Source organism: Mesobacillus maritimus (assembly GCF_044803185.1).
In the GTDB taxonomy this organism is placed as follows: domain Bacteria; phylum Bacillota; class Bacilli; order Bacillales; family Cytobacillaceae; genus Mesobacillus_B; species Mesobacillus_B maritimus_B.
This window is the reverse complement of sequence record NZ_CP085225.1, coordinates 3,900,736-3,920,774: the sequence shown is the minus strand read 5'-3', so window position 1 is coordinate 3,920,774 and position 20,039 is coordinate 3,900,736. Positions and strand designations below refer to the sequence as shown.

Sequence of the window (20,039 nt, the reverse complement as noted above, 5' to 3'; positions counted from 1 at the left end):
AGGTTGTTACACCTCTGAATCAGCTCCTTTTTTTGCTTGGATAACAGTGTTCTTTAGTTTTAGCAAACGTTTATTTGTAGGAATTTCAGCGAAAATCATTCCTGCAAAGATGAGTAAACAACCTAACATAGCACTTAAGGAAAGTCGATCTCCAGCCCACATATAACCTGTAATAGCTGCAAACACAGGCTCCATCGCAAAAATGAGAGCAACCCTTGTTGGCGTTGTATATTTTTGAAAGTTCGTTTGGATAAGATAAGCAAGTGCTGTTGCAAAAACGGCAGTAATAACTAAAGCCAATGCTACTTCGGTAGTGAACAAGATCGTTGGTTCAAATGCTTGCGTCCAATTTTCAAACAATAGAGATGATATAGTAGATAAAACAGCAACGGTTGTAATCTGGATAACCGTCAAAAGTAAAGTAGGGTATTGGCTCGTGTATTTACCTGTTAATAGAATTTGAAGGGCAAAGCCAATTGCACAGATAAACACTAACCCATCGCCAAGATTCAATCCCGACACATCGGTCATTGTTAATAGATAAAGTCCAATTGTTGCCGTAACAACGCCAATATAGGCATTTAAAGAAAGCCGCTTACGTAAAAGAAAGATTGTAAACAATGGAACCATCACAACACTAAGCCCTGTTATAAAAGCCGCCTTAGAGGAGGAGGTGTACGCTAAACCTAAGGTCTGAAAGCCGTAGCCAATGAAGAGCCAAAATCCAAGAATCAGACCAGCTCCTAGCATTTTTTTATTGAAACTTTTTAATTGTTTTCGTTCAAATAACAGTAGCCATAGGGCCAAAAGTGTAGCTGCAATTGTGAATCGTACAGCATTAAAGGTTAATGGCTCCAAAAATGAAATCGCATTTTGGACGACAACAAAAGTGGCTCCCCAAATCAAGGCAACAAATAACAAAGAAAAATCAGCAAGAGAAGAAGATTTCATTCGGATTCTCCCTCTAGTGTATTGTTGCGTATTGCTTTACGGGCAAGCTCATCGGCCATTTTATTCGTCGAGGAGGGGATCCATTTCATAAAAAAAAGCTCAAATTGCCCCGCTAGACTTAATGCCTTCTCAAGCAATGGCTTATAAGTATGATTTTTAGCAAATTCCTTTTCAACTGCCCTATCCACAAGCTCAGAATCTGTTCGAAAGGATACCGTTTTAAATCCCTTTTCATGGCAAATTTCCAATGCCTTGATAAAAGCGTGATATTCTGCCTCATGGTTCGACATGATCCCTAAAGGAATAGAATAAGAAAACACTTCTCCATTTGCCTTAATAAAGACTCCCGCTCCACTTGGACCAGGATTACCTGCACTTGCTCCATCAATATAAACCTCAATCAAGAATCATTTCCCCTATTCATATATTGTATAATTTCAGTGTATCATAATATTTTAGATGAGAACGCTAATAAGAACTAGTATAAAACAACTTAGTATAATTCTGAAATGAGAGGCGACAAAAATGAAATATAAATTGGAATGGAAGTATAAATTAAAGGGAAAAGAACCGGTAGCCTTTACTTCTGACTGGCTAGAAGGGGACCATGCTTTAGCTACGGGAGAAGCCCTAGAAAGTTCAGGAAAGGCCATTGAAATTTCTTTTGCTGATGAGGTTGGTACATCCTGGTCAATTAAAGAAATGAAGAAGCTCCTTAGCGAAATAGAAGAAGAACCTCATAATCTAACGGTCTTTTTTGATGGTGGTTTTGAACGTGAAAATAATCAAGCAGGATTAGGCGCGGTTGTTTATTATCAACAAGGAAAGAAAAAATATCGACTGAGAGCGAACCAACTCGTAGGGGAACTTGACACGAATAATGAGGCCGAATATGCTGCCTTTTATTTTGCTTTGAACTTGTTAGAGGAGCTAGATGTCCATCATCTTCCATGTGATTTTAAAGGGGATTCACAGGTAGTCCTAAAGCAACTTGAAGGAGAATGGCCGTGTTATGAGGAAACGCTAAATCGGTGGCTTGATCGAATTGAAGAGAAAATTAAAGCATTAGGGATTCATCCGAGATACCTCCCAATCGAAAGAAAATTAAACAAAGAAGCGGATAAATTAGCGACCCAGGCACTCGAAGGAAAATCAATCTACAGTAAGATGCAAATTCTCTGAGAAAGGTGGAAACAATTTTGTCAAGAAAACAGGTACTTGCAGAGGTAGAAAATCTCATTAATACTTATTGCAGTGGCTGCTTTTTAAAGCAACAGTTAAAAAAAGACTATGGAAAACGATATGCTCACCATTTTTGCATTAAGAACTGCACGGTTGGTGAAAAAATAAGGGGATGTGGGGAAAAGTTATTAGATGAAATATAAACAACTGAATAGTAAGTGAGGAGACTGAATGTACCCAGCGCATACGATTAGCCTTAGCTTTCTTGGTTAACCATAAAAAAGGCTGGCACTAGGCCAGCCTCAGTTCAAGTACTACTGATAATCTATTATAATTTCACGACGTTTGCAGCTTGAGGTCCGCGATTTCCTTCAACGATTTCAAAAGAAACTTCTTGGCCTTCTTCAAGAGACTTGTAGCCTTCTCCTTGAATAGCAGTGAAATGTACAAATACATCGTCTCCGCCTTCAACTTCGATAAAACCAAAACCTTTTTCATTGTTGAACCATTTTACTTTACCGTTTTGCATGTTACTTTTTCCTCCTAAGCCTTTTCGAGACACAATCGAGTGTCAAAGTAAAAATTTTCATTTAGCAGATATATATTTAACTAGTTCTAAAATAATAATATATTCTGATAAATGATGCTTTAAATATACATGATGGGCCCTCGGCAGTCAAGATGACAATGCAAGAATTTGCATAAAGTTCACAGACTTTGGACAAAGAAATAGAATAAAAATTATGACTCTCTCATACTTTTATTTAAAGGTTGTTTTCGTAATGATTGTTGTTAAAATCCTAAAGCCGATTTTAACGCAAGATAAGCTATTTTGTACGTTACAGGGAGTTTGCACGCTCTTTTCTCATTATTAATAGGCCAATTTGTCGTGAAACAAAGTTAAATGCAACCGATTTCGTATCCAAGAGCAATAAAGTTTGAGAAAAGAGCCTATTTAAAAGAGAAAAGGGTGAGAGTATGTACCGATTCTCAATTGACGGACGTGATTGGATTTTAAGGTTTTCCCAGTATCTGGAAATAGAAGAGAAAGAAAGAGAAAGCATTATCCACTCTGTGATAAAGGGACCGAAACTGAAGGGCTTCTCTCATGGAGACTCGTTTTTACTATTTGATAAAGAAATGGGAGTTATTGTATTTAATATTGAAAAAGTCCCATCGTCTATCTTAACCGTATCCACAATTGTTCCTAAAGAAAAATGGTTTATTAAAAATGAGTCGAGTATTGATCCCTACCAAGTATAAGCATTAGCAAGAGGCAGTCTGGAAAAAGCTGCTTCTTTTTATTTGTGTCTTTACCTTTTAAGATATGCTCGGCTAAAATAAGATGAGACTTTATTTTAGAATTGTGTATAGGAGGAACTATGAAATTAATTATTGCGGAAAAGCCTGACCAGGGCAGGACGCTTGCCTCCGTTTTTAAAACGAGAAAACGAGAAGGATTCATTGAAATCCTTCCGAATGAGATTTTCCCTGATGGAGCTTACGTCACATGGGCAATTGGTCATTTAACCGAACTAGCTGCTCCTGAAAAGTATGACGCCTCTTGGAAAAAGTGGTCACTATCTACATTGCCAATTATTCCGGAGCAGTTCCAGCATGAAGTCGTGAAATCTAAAACAAAACAATTTTCAATCATTAAAAATCTATCCTCTGATTCAAAGATTACGGAAATTATTCATGCCGGAGATGCAGGGCGAGAAGGGGAATTGATTATCCGTAATATCCTACGACTTGCACGGTGTTCAAAACCAATGAAAAGGTTATGGATATCGTCGTTAACCCCAAAAGCCATTCGAGAAGGATTTCAAAAACTCCTTAATGAATCAGAAACAAAAAATCTTTACTTTGAGGCTTATACAAGGTCATGTGCCGATTGGGTTGTGGGTATGAACGCTTCAAGGCTATACACCTTGCTCCTCCAACAGCAAGGATTTTCTGATGTTTTTTCATTAGGACGCGTGCAGACGCCTACACTCGCACTCATTGTGAAGCGCGAGCAGGAAATTGATCAATTCGTTTCCGAACCATTTTGGGAGGTTATCGCTCATCTCAATCTAAGTGGTAAAAAGTACAATGGGAAATGGGAAAAAGACAGCGATTCAAGAATTAAGTCGAAAGAACTAGCTGAAAAGATAGCCGGTTTTTGTATGGGAAAACCCGCCGAAGCTGTTGAAGTAAAATCGGAGAAAAAAGAATTTTCTCCCCCGCTTTTTTATAATTTGTCTGCCATACAAGCAGATGCTAACAAAAGGTTTAAATTTTCACCTAAGAAAACTCTTGATGTTCTCCAAGGACTATATCAACGCGGGATTGTTTCATATCCTCGTTCTGATTCAAGGTATGTTACTCCAGGAGAGGCGGAGGGGTTTCCAACAATCTTATCAAAGTTCCAAGCAAGCGAGGAATATCAGGAGCTTTTTCCGTTACCAATTGGTTCCATCCAAAACAACAATCGATATGTAAATGAAAAGAAAGTAACCGATCACTATGCGATTATTCCAACCGAACAAGTACCCAACTTGAATAGGTTAACCCCGGATGAAATGAAGCTTTATGATCTACTAGCTAGAACCCTTATTGCTGCTCATTATCCTGCATCGGTTTCAGAATACACAACGATTCGAACAAAAGTGGATGGCAGGGCAGATTTTGTTTCAAAAGGAAAGGTTCAACTCGAAGAGGGCTGGCGCAAAGTTCTTCCTCAAAGGGAGAAGGATAAAGACCCCGAACTCCCTAAGATTTTACAGGGGGAGACGGGTGAGGTGCGGAAAGTAGAAGTAAAGGAAAGCAAAACACAGCCGCCAAAGCGTTATACGGAGGGTCAATTAATAACGTTAATGAAGACAGCCGGGAAGCATATAGAAGATAAAGAATTAGAGAAAGTGTTAATGAAAACCGAAGGCCTTGGAACCGAAGCAACTAGAGCAGGCATTATTACAATGCTTAAGGACAGAGGGTATATCGATATTAAGAAAAACCTCGTTTATGCCACGGCTAAAGCAAAAATCCTCATTCAAGCATTAGGTGGACAAGTCCTAGCCTCACCTGAAATGACCGCAAAATGGGAGCAAAGGCTAAAAGAAATAGGCCAGGGTGAAGCCTCACCAAAACAATTCATTGAACAGACAGAAAAAATGGTCGCACATTTAGTCTTGCAAACAACGGAAGCTTCGGCAAGTTGGAGCTTCGAGACAGAAATAAAGGATGCCTTTATACCAGGCAAAAAGAATGGAAAAAAGGTACGGAGTACAAGTCTAGGGAACTGTAAACTATGTGGTGGTAGTGTTGTGGATAAAGGAAGCCTTTACGGGTGTTCAAACTATCAAAAAACAAAATGTTCCTTCAGTATCTCGAAAAAGATACTTGGAAAGAACATAACACAAAAACATATTAAACAGTTATTAAAGGAAGGTGCTACTGAGGTAATTGAGGGTTTCAAGGGAAAAGAAAAGGCCTTTAATGCCCATCTTGCTTGGGATGAAAAAGAAGCTAAAACAAAGTTTAACTTTGCCAACAACGGGTGAAATATGGTCAATTCTTGTCTAAAAACAGCATTTATAGTAAAATTTATGTTGGTCATGGAAGAATATTGGAGGTTAAGGGATGCCGACACCTAGTATGGAAGATTATATTGAACAGATTTATATATTAATTGAGGATAAAGGATATGCAAGGGTATCAGATATCGCTGAAGCATTATCCGTCCATCCCTCCTCGGTAACCAAAATGGTTCAAAAGCTAGATAAGGACCAATATCTGGTTTATGAAAAGTATCGTGGCCTTGTATTGACTGCCAAGGGTCAGAAAACGGGGAAACGCTTGGTTTATCGCCATGAATTGCTTGAACAATTATTGAAAATAATCGGTGTAAAAGATGAGAATATCTATCAGGATGTTGAAGGGATAGAGCACCATTTAAGTTGGGATGCGATTGATCGTATCGGAGATTTAGTTCAATATTTCGAGGAAGATAATCATAGACTGGAATCTTTAAGAGAAATTCAGCGAAAAAATGAGGATAATGAAGAATAAATGAAACACCTGACTGATGCGTCAGGTGTTTTTTAATGGCTTTTTCGTAAAGATTGTTGTTAAAATTGTAAAAATCTTAAAACCGATTTTTATTACCTAAAGCCGATTTTAACGCATGGTAAGCTTTTTTATACGTTATAGTAAGTTTGCAAGCTCTTTTCTCGAAATTAAAAAGCTATTTGCAGTGAAACAAAGCTTCATCCATCCTATTTTGTATAAAACGCAACAAAGTTTGAGAAAAGAGCCTTTTTAATAGAGTTCAGGTAACTGATCTATGAATGTGGATTCAAAGCTGAGTGGGGGCTCGTTTGAACCTGGTTCTTCAATGCTAATGCCAGTGAGAGTACCCTCCTCGGCTTCCATCAATGCTTTACGGTAAGAAATAACCCTGCCTTCTGATGTTAAGAAAGAAATAATGTCTCCAGCATTGTTACGGTACAAACCTGTTAGCTCTTCTTCTTTCATCTATTCACTTCCCTTCGTTTCCTAGTGTTTCATTTTTTAGGGGAAAATAAACAAAGTGTTTAAGTTTTATATAGGCTCTTTTCTCAAACTTTGTTGCTCTTGACTATAAAATGGAATTGAATAAACGATGTTTCATCGCAAAATTGCCTTTAATTACGAGAAAAGAGCTTACAAACCTATTTTAACGCACAAAATGGCTTATCTTACGTTTAAATCGGCTTTAGGTAGTAAAAATCGGTTTTAAGATTTTTACAATTTAAACAACAATCTTTAGAAAACAGACTTTATACAAAAGAAAAGGAGTTATTCTTCAAAAAAGAATACTCCTTTGGTTCTTTCATTTCCACTCAAACGGTGTTTCTTGGTACACATAATAATTTAGCCAATTCGAGAAAAATAAATGCGCATGTGAACGCCAACAATTGATTGGCGGTTGTAATGGGTTATCCCCAGGGAAATAGTGAGAGGGTATTGGGACGGTTAGACCTCGTTCCAAATCCCGTGTATATTCCATTGCTAGCGTGTCTGTTTCATATTCTAAATGACCTGTTACCATAATCTGTTTACGGTCTATAGATTGAACGATGAAAGCCCCTGCTTCCTCAGAGGAAGATAATAATTTTAGATCTGGTGAATTCAAAATAGCTTCTTCTGATGTATCAGTATGACGGGAATGAGGTGCAAAAAATACATCATCAAAACCACGCAAAATCTTCTCGTTTTTATCAAAAATTCGATGCGCAAATATACCAGAACACTTTTGCGGTAGTTCTTGCTTACCAACCCCGTAATGATGGTATAAGGCAGCTTGAGCACCCCAGCATATATGCAGGGTCGACGTGACATTTGTTTTTGTCCATTCAAATATCTCTTTAAGTTCGCTCCAATAGCTTACTTCTTCAAATGGAATCAACTCTACTGGCGCTCCTGTAATAATCATCCCATCAAACCTCTTGTGTTTGACTTCATCGAAAGTTGTATAAAATTGTTCCAGGTGATATCTACTAGTGTTTTTGGATTCATATGTAGCCGTTTTTAAAAACGTGATATTAACCTGGAGTGGCGTATTGCCGAGCAAACGTAAAAATTGTGCTTCCGCTTTTTCTTTTTCAGGCATTAAATTTAAGATTAAGATATTTAATGGTCGAATATCCTGTTGACTCGCCCGATCCTCATCCATAATAAAAATATTTTCTTCTTCAAGTATCTCCCGAGCTGGCAAAAGCCTAGGAATTGTAATTGGCAATCCATACCCCTCCTTTTACATCATTTCCGTACGATTAATTATAAAGGCAGTTCTACTTTCTAGCAATTTAAGAATCCTAATTTTTTAGATAAATCGAACTTTTTTCATGGAACAAAAGACAAATGGTACAATAATGGTACTAAAAACAGGTAAGTGTGGTGTGTAAAATGTTTGATCCAACTGCATTCGATAATATGAAGGTAGTAGTTGAAGGTGCAATTTATGACAGAGACCTTGACGGAGAGTTATTGGTTACTAATCGTGAGGATTTAGTCGATCTGGCGAACTTATCGCGGACATTTAAGCTTGCTTTCTCATTAACCCAATCGAACAGAAGTAACCTCCATGCGGAACTTAAAATTCAAGCTGGACTTAAGAATCTTGCTGCAGAAATTTTAGAGATGGGCGATTCAAGTACCAGTGCGGGTTGTGTAGTTACCGTTGCATTTCATTTAACTCACGCTAATGACGAAAAAATATTTTTTAACATTCAGAAAGTTTTGGAGGAAATCTGGGGTGGAGAGAGAAAGATAGAACAAGTTGTAAAAATAAACCCCATAAAAAAAACAGTTACAATCGTTAACGAAGCAACTGTCCAATTTAATAGGCTTGTAGTAGAGGACCAAATAGGGGACCTAACAGACATGATCGACTACATCGTTTTAACCTTAAAGGAACTTGAAGGCGTCGTAAGGTAAGACAATTAACTGGGGTAACAGTAATTAGCAGAGATAAGGGAAAAGCTGTCTTAATCTTTTTTTATTAAAATATACATGTGGTAAAGGGGGAGTTACTCATGACAAAAATAGCATGGGTTACTGATAGTACATCGATATTAGATGAGGAATTGAAAAATCATCCTGATATTTACTTCATTCCGTTATCGATTATACTTGACGGGGAATCCTACACGGATGGTGTTGATTTAACAGCTGAAGAGTTATATGCCAAGCTGAGGACTTCAAAAGAGCCGCCGAAAACCTCTCAGCCAGCGATAGGAGCATTCAAGGAACTCTATGACAAGTTAAGTAAGGAATACGATGAAATTATTGCTGTTCTGATTTCAAAAAAGCTTAGTGGTACGATTGACTCTAGTGAGCAGGCATCCAAACTCCTTGATAAGCCAGTCACCTCAATCGATTCAAAAATACTAACATATCCCCAGACAGCGCTAATAAAAAAAGGAATAGCACTGGCCGAAGAGGGAGCTACCGTAGAAGAAATTAAGACTAGGTTGGAGGAAATTCGTGATCGCAATGAAACGTATGTGTTGATAGGAAGTCTAGAACAGTTACATCGAAGTGGCCGTATGTCCAGTGCAAAGTTCTTTCTTGGGAGTGTATTGAAGGTTAAGCCAATCATATCGATTGAAGACGGTGCGTTAGAGGTTAGGGATAAAGCTCGTAGTGAAAAGAAAGCGAAGGAGAAGATCTTCGATCATTTCCGAACGGCCTACCAGAAGAATAAGTTTAATGAGGCATGGTTGCTTTATGGACTACATCCAGAAACAGCTAATCAGTGGAAGCAAGAATTAGAAGCTGAATTCAAGGAAATTCGCTTTAGCTGTTATCCACTTGGGGCTGTTATCGGTGTCCATGCTGGTGAGGACACAATCGGTATTAGCTGGTATAATGAACAAATCTAGGTGCCATTTTATTGGCACTTTTTTATATGTAGGCTCTTTTCTCAAACTTTGTTGCTTTTGGATACAAAATAGGATGGATGAGGCTTTGTTTCTCTGAAAAATAGCATTTTAATTATGAGAAAAGAGCTTGCAAACTTACTATAACGTACAAAATAGCTTATCCTTCGTTAAAATCGGTTTTAGGTAGTAAAAATCGGTTTTAAGATTTTTACAATTTTAATAACAATCTTTACGAAAACAGCCTATATGTAAATGTTCTAGTCTACAGGATTAACTACTATTCGTGTTAAAATAGCACGGTAGGAAGAAGGTGTTCGAATGAATGAAATAATTAAGAAAACAGAAGAATTTGTCCGAGGTGTGCTAGAGAATGAAGCAACAGGACATGATTGGTATCATATAGAAAGAGTTTGGAAAAATGCCCTTTTAATCCAGCAGAAAGAAGGGGCAGGAAATCTCTTTGTGATTGAAATGGCGGCCTTACTTCATGATATCCCTGATGAGAAATTGAATACTTCTGAAGAAGCTGGAAGGAGGAAGCTAAATGAGTACATAAACAGTCTTGGACTTCCTAGTGCTGTTGTTTCACATATTGTAGATTGTATTGAATCTGTTTCCTTCAAAGGGGGACGTGCAACAAATTTAAAGAGTATTGAGGCAAAAATTGTTCAAGATGCTGATCGTCTTGATGCGATAGGGGCAATTGGCGTTGCTAGAACATTTGCTTTTGGAGGGAAAAAGGGGCAGCCCCTTTATGATCCAGAGATTGAAGTTCGTACTCAGATGACGAATGAGGAGTATCGAACAGGAAAAAGCTCATCGGTTCATCATTTTTACGAAAAATTACTTAAGCTAAAAGATTTGATGAATACGGACGCAGCTCGCCAGATTGCTGAACAGAGGCATGAGTTCATGGACGATTTTCTAAAACAATTTTATAGGGAATGGAATGGTCAGGCTTGAAAATGATTTCGATTGAAAATATTACAAAGTCTTATGGAGAAAAGGTTTTATTTCATGATATCAATTTTACGATTGGGGAGCGCGAGCGGGTCGGGCTAATTGGCGTAAATGGTACAGGAAAATCATCATTATTAAAAATAGTTGCGGGAATAGACCAGGCGGATACCGGGGAGGTTGTTTCTGGTAAAGATTATCACATTAGCTATTTATCACAGCAGCCGGATCTGGAACCTGAATTAACAGTGCTTGAGCAAGTGTTTTACGGAGAAGCACCAATCCTAAAGTTAATGAGAGACTATGAAACGACTTTGTTAAGATTGGAAAAGAACCCTGACAACACGAAGGTGCAAGAAGAGCTAATGAACCTACAACAACACATGGATAGTGCAGATGCATGGGATGCCAATACTGCAGCCAAAACGATTTTAACGAAGCTGGGTATTCCTGATTTTACTAAAAAAACGGCTGAGCTTTCTGGAGGCCAAAAAAAACGTGTAGCACTTGCTCAAGTATTAATTGAAGCACCAGATTTACTTATTCTCGATGAGCCAACGAACCATCTTGACTATGAAACGGTTAAGTGGCTCGAAGAATATTTAGGTCGTTACTTAGGCTCATTGCTACTCGTGACGCATGACCGTTACTTTCTTGATCGTGTGACGAATCGGATATTTGAAATAGACGGAGGCTCCCTATTCAGTTATAAAGGGAACTATGCAAGCTTCTTAGAAGCAAAGGCGATTAGAGAAGAAAATGAGGCAGCCACACTTGATAAGCAAAAGAATCTTTTTCGTCATGAGCTCGAATGGATTCGGAGGGGCGCTAAGGCCAGGTCAACCAAACAGAAGGCCAGGATTCAGCGTTTCGAAGAGCTTGAAACACAGGTTTCTTCAGGAAAGATAAATGAAAAACTGGATATATCCCTTAGCGGCAGTCGTCTAGGTAAACAAGTCCTTGAGTTAAAGGATGCGACAAAGTCATTTGAGGATAGAATCATTCTTCATGACTTTGACCTTCTTATCAAACCTAAAGATCGATTAGGGATTATTGGCCGAAATGGAACAGGAAAATCTACATTGCTCAATATTCTCTCAGGTAGACTTCCGCTTGACTCTGGCGAACTCATAACTGGTCAAACAGTAAAAATCGCTTACTATACACAGGAAAACGAAGATTTAGATGAAAACAAACGTATGATTGAGTACTTAAAGGAGACAGCAGAAATCGTCCATACCTCTGACGGAAAAACGATATCAGCTGCACAAATGCTAGAAAGATTCTTGTTCCCTCCATATAGTCATGGTACGCCAATTCGTAAACTCTCTGGTGGAGAAAAGCGTCGCTTATATCTATTAAAACTTCTAATGGAAGAGCCAAATGTCCTCCTCCTTGATGAGCCTACAAATGATCTTGATACACAGACATTGACAGTATTAGAGGACTATCTCGAAGATTTCCCAGGTGTAGTTATCACTGTTTCCCATGACCGGTATTTTCTTGACAAAGCGGTGGACACCTTGCTTGTATTGGAGGGTGGAGGAAAGATTTCCTTGTTTTATGGCAATTATACGGATTACTTGGAGAAGCAGACGGAAAAAGTTGCTCCAGTGACCGACGTAAAAAAGGATAAAGTAGTCGATATTGAGGACAAACAACCAAAGAAGAAAAAGTTGTCTTATATGGAGAAACGAGAATGGGACGAAATTGAAGATAAAATAGCTGCAACTGAAGCAAGGATAGAAGAAATTCAATCGGAGATGGCTGGAATTGGAAGTGACTTTGAAAAAGGTCAGAGTCTAATGAAGGAAGAAGCAGAGTTAAATGAACAACTTGAACAGTTGATTGAACGCTGGAGCTATTTATCTGAATTCGCTGATTAAGAATATTTCGTACTCTTTTTGCGGGTGCTATTAAGCAGAGTCCATGAACAAGCTAACTTCTTATGATAAAATAACTGTTATCCAAAATATAGGGGTGGGAATCATGAAAATAATATCAATCGAACCGACTCCAAGCCCGAATACGATGAAAATCAATCTTGATGAAGAGCTTCCAATGGGCAAAAGCAATAACTATAAAAAAGAAGCACAAGATGGGGCACCAGAGGTCGTTCAAAAAATTCTTGAAATAGACGGGGTAAAAGGGGTCTATCATGTAGCTGACTTTCTTGCTGTGGAACGGAATGCCCGTTTTGACTGGAAGGTGATTTTACCTGAAGTTCGCAAAGCATTTGGTCAGGAGCAAGGAGATGCAAGTGAACAAACTCCTGAAATCGATGAACATTTTGGTGAAATTAAAGTTCAGGTTCATATGTATAAAGGAGTCCCTGTTCAAATAAAGTTGACAGATGGAACAGAAGAAAAGCGCTTTGCACTTCCTGAAGTATTTGCCAAAGCAGCCCTTGATGTTCAAGGGCCAGATGACAATCTTGTAATGGTTAGAAGATGGAAGGATTATGGAGTCCGCTATGGTGAATGGGATGAAATTGGTGCCGAAATGAAAGAAGAGCTGATGGCAGCCTATCCACCTGAGAGGTTGAATGCGCTGGTTGAACAGGCAAAAAAACCCGAAACGCAACTGACAGGGAAGGAACGGAAGAAAGTCAGCATAACCGAATTCAATCATCCGGATTGGCGAGTACGGTATCAGTTATTAGAACAAATGCCTGACCCAACTGCTGAGGATCTAGCATTATTAAAAATAGCTTTATCCGATGATAAGGCATCAATTAGAAGACTTGCTACTGTTTATCTAGGTATGATTGAAGATAAAGCGGCACTTCCATTCCTTTATAAAGCGTTGAAGGATAAAAGTGTAACCGTTCGAAGAACTGCTGGGGATTGTTTATCCGATCTAGGGCATCCTGAAGCGATGGAAGCAATGATGAAGGCACTGGATGACACTAGCAAGCTTGTCCGTTGGCGTGCAGCAATGTTTTTATATGAGGTCGGTGATGAACGAGCTCTTCCTGCACTAAAAAAAGCAGAGCAAGACCCTGAGTTTGAAGTTAGCCTCCAAGTAAAACTAGCGATTGCTCGGATTGAACATGGAGAAGAAGCGAAGGGGTCAGTTTGGAAGCAAATGACTGAGGCAAGGAAAAACAATTAAAAGAGGAAGTCTGTTTCTTATATGAGACAGGCTTTTTTTAGTACCTAGTTCTTTTGAACTATTTTTTAGGGCGTTTACGACAAAAAAACCGTAGCTAATCAAAAGCACTACGTGATTATTCCTTTAAATTGAGATAAATTTGAGATTTCCGTCAGAAAATTAGAACTTTCGTCGACAAAAAGAGGTTTAATTCTAGGTGAGGGTTTGTTAAGTTGAAAAGGATTATATAAATAAATAAATAAAATTTAGAAGATTAAGCTTTTAACTTTGGTTAGGAAACGTGGTGAACTCCACCGAAAAACAGTACCAAGGGAGATTCTTATGGCGAAAAAGGAAATTTTAACCTTATTACTAGCTGGGGGAAGAGGTACGAGACTTAAGAAATTAACGGAAAAAATGGCTAAACCAGCAGTTCCTTTTGGGGGGAAGTATAGAATTATTGATTTTGCTCTTAGCAATTGTCGGAACTCGGGAATGAATACCGTAGGAATTCTAACCCAGTATCAACCGCATACATTGCAAAATTATATTAGTAATGGTGAGAATTGGGAACTAAATCGTAAAGATTCAGGCATAACCTTTCTCCCTCCGTTTCAATGCGATGATATGGATCGTTGGTATGAAGGGACCGCTCATGCGATAGCGCAAAATCGGCAATATATCCAGTACCATAACCCTGAATATGTTTTAGTGATTTCTGGTGATCATATCTACAAAATGGACTATAATAAGTTGCTTGATCTACATAAAAGGAGTGCTGCTGACGTAACGATTTCGGTAACCCATGTACCTTGGGATGAAGCGTCAAGATTTGGTGTTATGAACATAGATCCTAAGACAAAACGAATCCTCGGTTTTGAAGAAAAGCCTCTTTTTCCTCAATCGAATATTGCATCCATGGGTATCTATATTTTCAATTGGCAAACTTTAAAGGCTATATTTGAACAGTTTCAAAATGATCGGGATTATTTAAATGATTTTGGCAAGGATATTATCCCATTCATGTTAAAGTCTAATTATCGTTTGTTCGCCCATGAATTCAATGGGTACTGGAAGGATGTTGGTACTGTTGAAAGCTATTGGGAGGCAAATATGGATTTGCTTTCATTAAAGACGAATCCAATTCTTAAACAAAAGGATTGGCCAATATTCACAGCCGACTATTCCTTGCCTCCCACATTTTTTGAGGAAGGGTCATCATTTACCCAGTCCCTTGTTGGCGAAGGGTGTGAGATTTATGGGAAAATACAAAGTTCAGTTATTTCCCACAGTGTCACGGTAGGTAAAGGGTCGGTAATAAAAAATTCTGTTATTTTGCCAAATACCATAATAAAAGAAAACGTTGAAATTAAAAATTCAGTCGTTAATGGCAATACCATCATTGATAGCAATCTTAAATTTAATGATTCATTCAGTAATATTCTTCGCATCGATGAAAAAAAAATCCTGAATCGTCGGTGAGTCTAGGGAGAGGGAAATGAATGTTTTCAACCACTCACTCAAGTGGCGTCTAAATTGCATTCAATGGTAAAAGATAGTATGCTAACACTGCAACTAATGATAGGAGTGATATAGATGTCAATGGCTTATGAAGAATATATGAGACAAATGGTAAAGCCAATGCGCGAGGAACTTGTTCATGCAGGCTTTAAGGAATTATTAACACCTGAAGATGTTGAAGCGTATGTTGAAAACACAACTGGTACAACCCTTGTGGTCGTTAATTCTGTATGTGGTTGTGCTGCTGGTTTAGCTCGTCCTGCTGTTAATCAGGCTTTGCTTCGTTCAGAGAAAAAACCGGATAACCTTGTCACTGTGTTTGCTGGACAGGAAAAGGAAGCGACCGCAAAAATGCGTGAATACTTTACAGGAATTGAGCCATCTTCACCGTCAATGGCACTTTTGAAAGGGAAAGAAGTTGTTCACTTCATCCCACGCCATGAAATTGAAGGAAAATCAATGGAAGAAGTAATGGAAAACCTTGAGACAGCCTTCGAAGCAAATTGTTAATGGAGCTGTTTTAAAGGAAGAAAAGGATGTCTAAAATGATGTCCTTTTTTCTATTTTGGGTAATATCGATAAGAGACCTTATCATTATATATGAATGCAGGTGGTTTAGAGGTGATTATTACAACGGCCGGACGTACAACAGAAGAAATGGGCAATAAAGCGAAGCAAGCAGCAATTGAATTAGACTCTAAGTATGTTACTCGAAGAAAACGTTCCGTCCTGACCCTGATGGAAACAGAAAAGGAAGGTTGTATTGTTGTTGGTAAAAACCGACTAGAACTTTATCCTTTGGGTGAGGAGACTCCTTTTTTCTTTCATCCTAATTCCTCTATGTTTCGGATTAAACGCTTGTTGAAAGGAGAACATGATCCATTTATAGATGCAGCTCAGTTACAGACGGGGATGAGTATCTTAGATTGTACTTTAGGACTAGCTTCCGATAGCATCGTAGCAAGTTTTGCAGTTGGGGAGACTGGGAAAGTAGTCGGAATTGAGGCGAATCCATATCTGGCATATTTGGTAAGAGAAGGTTTGAACCAATGGGATTCAGGCATCGATGACATGAATGAGGCAATGAGAAGAATTATAATCAAACAAAATAATTCCCTAGAAGTGCTGCAAGAGCTTGAAGACAAAAGTTTTGATTGTGTATACTTTGATCCGATGTTTGAGGAAACCATCCTTGAATCAGATGGAATTAGAGGGTTAGCGAAATTTGCTAAAGATGAGGGTCTTTCTACAGAATTGATGAAACAAGCTCATCGAATTGCTAGAAAACGAATTGTATTAAAGGACCATTTTCGCAGCACAAGGTTTGCGCAGTATGATTTTACAGTCAATCGAAGAAAGTCTGCAAAGTTTCATTTTGGAGTAATTAAAAAAACCTGAAAGAAATTCTTCCAGGTTTTTTTTGATTAATCTGTCGCTGTTAGGTAAACGAAATAGCCAAGCATGATTAAACTAATAATAGCAACCGCCCAAGTCAATAAAAATTCCCCCTTTTTTACTTCTGTCTTAAGATTATGTACATTAGATGTACTGATATACGTAAATTTTAAATTTATCCTACATGAAAAGATGGAAAACCTTTCTCCTCCTTATAAAAAACGGTATAATACTATTAATAAAAAAAATTGATTAATAGAATCACTTAATAGTAAACCTGAAGAATTGTACGAAAGGAGATCAATTATGCCGTTGTGGCTAAGGAATTTTCTCGTCGTTTTAATATCCATCATCACGTTTGGCCTTGTTTCTCCAGCACAGGCGTCTGAACTGCTATCAATAGAACCAAAAGATAATGACCGTCCAGATACGTTTGAAAATGTTTCAATTCATTCTGATTCTTTAACACATGAAAATCATGAAAGCTTCGTTAGTAGAATTATGAAGGAAGCAGAACAGCAATCCTTAACGAAGTTTGGAAGCCGGATTGGTCCTGTGATAGAAGACGAATTTCGTGAAATTATTCTCCCTAATATGGAGGCTGCAATCGCATCAGTGGCTGAACAGTTTCCCGAAGAACTTCTTGTGAATCTTGAAGTAACTGAAGTACCAGGTGGGGGTTTTTCTGAGAAAATCTTTCATATTGTGAATGAGCAAAAGAGCGATATTATTCGTTTCCATGTTAGAAGAGATAACCCTCCTCAAGAAGGATATTGGTTTAATTTCCATTACCATACGTATCATGATCAATTTCAAACGCATTATGAATTAGGGACAATCTACTGGAATAAAAATACACCACCTAAGTGGAAAAGTTAAAAGAGAAAGAGAGCAATCAGTTGTCGATTGCTCTCTTTCTCTTTTTTCTTGATTGCAAATAGAGGTACAAAGAGGTCAGCAGATACAGTGTGAACACGATACTGGTTGAAACATAGACTTGCACAGGAACACTATAAAACATAATAACGAAGAATAGCGTGTAGAAAAACAAGTCTAGCAGGATTAATTTACCGGAGGTCACCACTTGTCGATACAGCTCAAAGTCTGCAGCTGTATACTGCTTGCGTTTTCGTCCCATAAAAAACATGGTTCTTTCACCTACTTCACTATGTACTGAACTATATGCATAAGCATTGAAAAGTGTGAAGAGGGACAAAGGTTTCCTTATTCTGTAAACTGCTTTAGGTGCCATCGGGAATTGTAATATATATGATATAATTTTAATAGGTTTATAATATAACACATAATAAGGGAGACGATGAGATGCGCAGATTAAGTCAATTCCTCCTCATTGCCGTCTTCACTTTTTTACTACCTGGAAGTTTACATGCGAATGTGAATGGAACTCCATTGAAACACTACCCCAAACACTCATTATTATATGAAAATTTGAATGTAGAGCATCTCGATTTACTTGGCGAGATAATATTATTACCTGAAGAATCCTTTGATTATATCGAAGTGGCAAAAATTATCTCTCGAATTGATGCTCTACCAGAAAAAATGCTAAGAAGAATTACGGAGGAGAGAATTTATTTAGCGCTCTTTAACGGAAAGCTCACAGACAATCCTTCCGCTCGTGACCTTCGAGGTGTTATTCCTAGAGGATACAAAACTGATAAAACATGGGACGAGGTACCTGGTGTTGGTGGTTCTAAATTAGTTCTGGCTAAAATTGGAAGCAGTGAACAAGGGGCAGGTCATAGTTCTGTAAACCTAGAACTACATGAACTTGCTCATTCGATTGACCGTCATGTCTATAAACTGATTCGTGAAGATCCAAAGTTCCTTGAAATCTGGAAAAAGGAAACGAAATACCTGTTTCCAGGAAGAGATTACTTTTTAAACTATCCAGAAGAGTATTTTGCTGAAACCTTCGCGATGTATTACCTGGGTGGAGAACATAAAGAATTATTACGGAAAGTTGCTCCAGAAACGTATTGGTTTATCGATAGTCTTGAATAATTGACTGGACGACAAAGAAAGGTTTGTCGTTTTTTGTTCTGGATTTAATGCTCTTAGTATTCTAAAATAAGATAGACTGTTTTAAATTAAAGGTGGGATTTTCTATGAAGCAATATTTAGACTTGTGTAAACATGTACTAGAAAATGGGACAAAAAAAGAAGATCGAACCGGAACGGGGACAATCAGTACCTTTGGGTATCAGATGAGATTCGATTTAAAGGAAGGGTTCCCACTAGTCACAACAAAAAAATTACATTTGAAAAGTATCATACATGAACTACTTTGGTTTTTAAGTGGAGATACGAATGTGAAATATCTTCAGGATAATGGTGTTCGAATCTGGAATGAGTGGGCAGACGAAAATGGTGAACTTGGACCAGTCTACGGACATCAATGGAGGTCATGGCCAACTCCTGATGGGGGAAGCATAGATCAAATTTCAAATTTAATCCACCAAATTAAGAATAACCCTGATTCAAGAAGGTTGATTGTAAGTGCGTGGAATGTGGCAGACGTAGATAATATGGCTTTACCACCATGTCATTGCCTTTTCCAGTTCTATGTTGCCGACGGAAAACTTTCTTGTCAGCTTTTCCAGCGCAGTTCGGACGTGTTTTTGGGCATTCCCTTTAACATTGCCTCATACGCATTGTTAACGATGATGATTGCTCAAGTATGTGACCTCGAACCTGGAGATTTCATTCATACGATGGGGGATGCCCATATTTATACAAATCATCTTGAACAAGTAAAGCTCCAATTAACAAGAGATCCGCGCCCGTTGCCGATAATGAAAATTAACCCAGAGGTGAAAGACATTTTCGGTTTCCGTTATGAGGACTTTACCCTTGAAGATTACGACCCGCATCCACATATTAAAGGAGTCGTGAGTGTATGATATCATTAATTTGGGCGATGGATGAGAAAAGGGTTATCGGCAGTTACAATAAGCTTCCATGGCATTTACCTGAGGATCTGAAGTTTTTTAAAAGAGTCACAATGGGGCATCCGATTGCGATGGGACGTAAAACTCATGAATCGATTGGGAAGCCGCTTCCAGGACGTGAAAATATTATCATCACCCGGGACAGACAGTATAAGAGTGAAGGCTGTACAATCCTGCATTCAGTAGAAGAGTTTATAGACTACACGAATAAATTTGATGAAGCTGAAGAAGTGTTTGTGATTGGCGGAGCAGAAATCTTTAAGGAACTCATGCAACATGCAGATCGCTTGTATTTGACCATGATTCATCACCAATTTGAAGGGGATACCCTTTTTCCCGTATTTCATATTGACGAATGGGAATTAGAGTCTAGACAAATGGGAGTTAAGGATGAGAAAAATCCTTATGATTATGAATTCCTCATTTATAAACGAAAGCAAGAATAAAAATGGGCAGCCTATTACGGCTGCCTATTTTATTCTTTGCTTTATTTAACGATGTACCTCGAATCGAGTATTATAATAACTAAACACAAAAAAGTTATATAATTAGAGTTTAA

Annotated in this window: 22 protein-coding genes; 17 read left to right on the top strand and 5 right to left on the bottom strand. The window is 38.2% G+C overall.

Going from position 1 to position 20,039, the window contains the following annotated elements; all coding sequences use genetic code 11:
• Positions 1 to 6: 6 nt before the first annotated feature.
• Positions 7 to 951 (bottom strand): DMT family transporter, encoded by a 945-nt coding sequence (locus tag LG336_RS18955; RefSeq protein ID WP_404329052.1) that lies wholly within the window; start codon positions 949 to 951, stop codon positions 7 to 9.
• On the bottom strand, positions 948 to 1,355 hold the full coding sequence (locus LG336_RS18950) for a reverse transcriptase-like protein (protein ID WP_404329051.1): 408 nt from the start codon (positions 1,353 to 1,355) through the stop codon (positions 948 to 950). The genes LG336_RS18955 and LG336_RS18950 overlap by 4 nt, the downstream gene beginning before the upstream one ends.
• A 121-nt stretch (positions 1,356 to 1,476) precedes the next feature.
• Between LG336_RS18950 and LG336_RS18945 the strand changes: the two genes are divergently transcribed.
• Positions 1,477 to 2,133 (top strand): reverse transcriptase-like protein, encoded by a 657-nt coding sequence (locus tag LG336_RS18945; protein ID WP_404329050.1) that lies wholly within the window; start codon positions 1,477 to 1,479, stop codon positions 2,131 to 2,133.
• Between the two features lie 17 nt (positions 2,134 to 2,150).
• The gene (locus LG336_RS18940) at positions 2,151 to 2,336 is read left to right on the top strand and encodes a zinc-finger domain-containing protein (RefSeq protein ID WP_404329049.1); all 186 of its coding nucleotides are present in this window, start codon (positions 2,151 to 2,153) and stop codon (positions 2,334 to 2,336) included.
• Between the two features lie 125 nt (positions 2,337 to 2,461).
• On the opposite strand, the gene cspD is transcribed toward LG336_RS18940, so the two are convergent.
• A complete protein-coding gene (gene cspD, locus LG336_RS18935; RefSeq protein WP_046524220.1) occupies positions 2,462 to 2,662 on the bottom strand; it encodes a cold-shock protein CspD in 201 nt (66 codons plus the stop codon).
• 449 nt (positions 2,663 to 3,111) lie between these two features.
• Here cspD and LG336_RS18930 point away from each other — a divergent pair, with 449 nt between their 5' ends.
• The 3 genes from LG336_RS18930 (at position 3,112) to mntR (ending at position 6,186) form a co-directional block, all read left to right on the top strand.
• Positions 3,112 to 3,396 carry a hypothetical protein gene (locus tag LG336_RS18930; protein WP_404329048.1) on the top strand — a complete coding sequence of 95 codons (285 nt, stop codon included), beginning with the start codon at positions 3,112 to 3,114 and terminating at the stop codon, positions 3,394 to 3,396.
• A gap of 119 nt (positions 3,397 to 3,515) precedes the next feature.
• Positions 3,516 to 5,678 (top strand): DNA topoisomerase III, encoded by a 2,163-nt coding sequence (locus LG336_RS18925; protein ID WP_404329047.1) that lies wholly within the window; start codon positions 3,516 to 3,518, stop codon positions 5,676 to 5,678.
• A 79-nt stretch (positions 5,679 to 5,757) separates the two neighbouring features.
• A complete protein-coding gene (gene mntR / locus LG336_RS18920) occupies positions 5,758 to 6,186 on the top strand; it encodes a transcriptional regulator MntR (protein ID WP_404329046.1) in 429 nt (142 codons plus the stop codon).
• Positions 6,187 to 6,435: 249 nt separating this feature from the next.
• Here the strand turns inward: mntR and LG336_RS18915 are convergent, their stop codons facing one another.
• Complete coding sequence (locus LG336_RS18915; protein ID WP_404329045.1) at positions 6,436 to 6,651, bottom strand: hypothetical protein; 216 nt, start codon at positions 6,649 to 6,651, stop codon at positions 6,436 to 6,438.
• 337 nt (positions 6,652 to 6,988) lie between these two features.
• Entirely contained in the window at positions 6,989 to 7,897 is a 909-nt protein-coding gene (metA, locus tag LG336_RS18910; protein WP_404329044.1) for a homoserine O-succinyltransferase, read from the bottom strand.
• Positions 7,898 to 8,064: 167 nt separating this feature from the next.
• Here metA and LG336_RS18905 point away from each other — a divergent pair, with 167 nt between their 5' ends.
• From LG336_RS18905 to LG336_RS18850, 12 genes are all read left to right on the top strand, one after another.
• A complete protein-coding gene (locus LG336_RS18905; protein WP_404329043.1) occupies positions 8,065 to 8,595 on the top strand; it encodes a hypothetical protein in 531 nt (176 codons plus the stop codon).
• Between the two features lie 98 nt (positions 8,596 to 8,693).
• A complete protein-coding gene (locus tag LG336_RS18900; protein ID WP_404329042.1) occupies positions 8,694 to 9,542 on the top strand; it encodes a DegV family protein in 849 nt (282 codons plus the stop codon).
• Positions 9,543 to 9,860: 318 nt separating this feature from the next.
• Positions 9,861 to 10,505: an HD domain-containing protein gene (locus LG336_RS18895; RefSeq protein WP_404329041.1), complete on the top strand. Its 645-nt coding sequence runs from the start codon at positions 9,861 to 9,863 to the stop codon at positions 10,503 to 10,505.
• The gene (locus LG336_RS18890; RefSeq protein ID WP_404329040.1) at positions 10,502 to 12,385 is read left to right on the top strand and encodes an ABC-F family ATP-binding cassette domain-containing protein; all 1,884 of its coding nucleotides are present in this window, start codon (positions 10,502 to 10,504) and stop codon (positions 12,383 to 12,385) included. The genes LG336_RS18895 and LG336_RS18890 overlap by 4 nt, the downstream gene beginning before the upstream one ends.
• A 103-nt stretch (positions 12,386 to 12,488) precedes the next feature.
• Entirely contained in the window at positions 12,489 to 13,613 is a 1,125-nt protein-coding gene (locus LG336_RS18885; protein WP_404329039.1) for a conserved virulence factor C family protein, read from the top strand.
• Positions 13,614 to 13,934: 321 nt separating this feature from the next.
• Complete coding sequence (locus LG336_RS18880; RefSeq protein WP_404329038.1) at positions 13,935 to 15,074, top strand: glucose-1-phosphate adenylyltransferase; 1,140 nt, start codon at positions 13,935 to 13,937, stop codon at positions 15,072 to 15,074.
• A 114-nt stretch (positions 15,075 to 15,188) separates the two neighbouring features.
• Entirely contained in the window at positions 15,189 to 15,623 is a 435-nt protein-coding gene (locus tag LG336_RS18875) for a BrxA/BrxB family bacilliredoxin (RefSeq protein WP_404329037.1), read from the top strand.
• Positions 15,624 to 15,734: 111 nt separating this feature from the next.
• Positions 15,735 to 16,511: a class I SAM-dependent methyltransferase gene (locus LG336_RS18870; RefSeq protein WP_404329036.1), complete on the top strand. Its 777-nt coding sequence runs from the start codon at positions 15,735 to 15,737 to the stop codon at positions 16,509 to 16,511.
• Positions 16,512 to 16,814: 303 nt separating this feature from the next.
• Entirely contained in the window at positions 16,815 to 17,387 is a 573-nt protein-coding gene (locus tag LG336_RS18865) for a YpjP family protein (protein WP_404329035.1), read from the top strand.
• A gap of 444 nt (positions 17,388 to 17,831) precedes the next feature.
• A complete protein-coding gene (locus LG336_RS18860) occupies positions 17,832 to 18,533 on the top strand; it encodes a toxin (RefSeq protein ID WP_404329034.1) in 702 nt (233 codons plus the stop codon).
• Between the two features lie 104 nt (positions 18,534 to 18,637).
• Positions 18,638 to 19,432, top strand: a complete 795-nt coding sequence (locus LG336_RS18855) for a thymidylate synthase (protein ID WP_404329033.1) — start codon at positions 18,638 to 18,640, stop codon at positions 19,430 to 19,432.
• A complete protein-coding gene (locus LG336_RS18850) occupies positions 19,429 to 19,926 on the top strand; it encodes a dihydrofolate reductase (RefSeq protein WP_404329032.1) in 498 nt (165 codons plus the stop codon). The genes LG336_RS18855 and LG336_RS18850 overlap by 4 nt, the downstream gene beginning before the upstream one ends.
• The last annotated feature ends 113 nt before the right edge of the window (positions 19,927 to 20,039 follow it).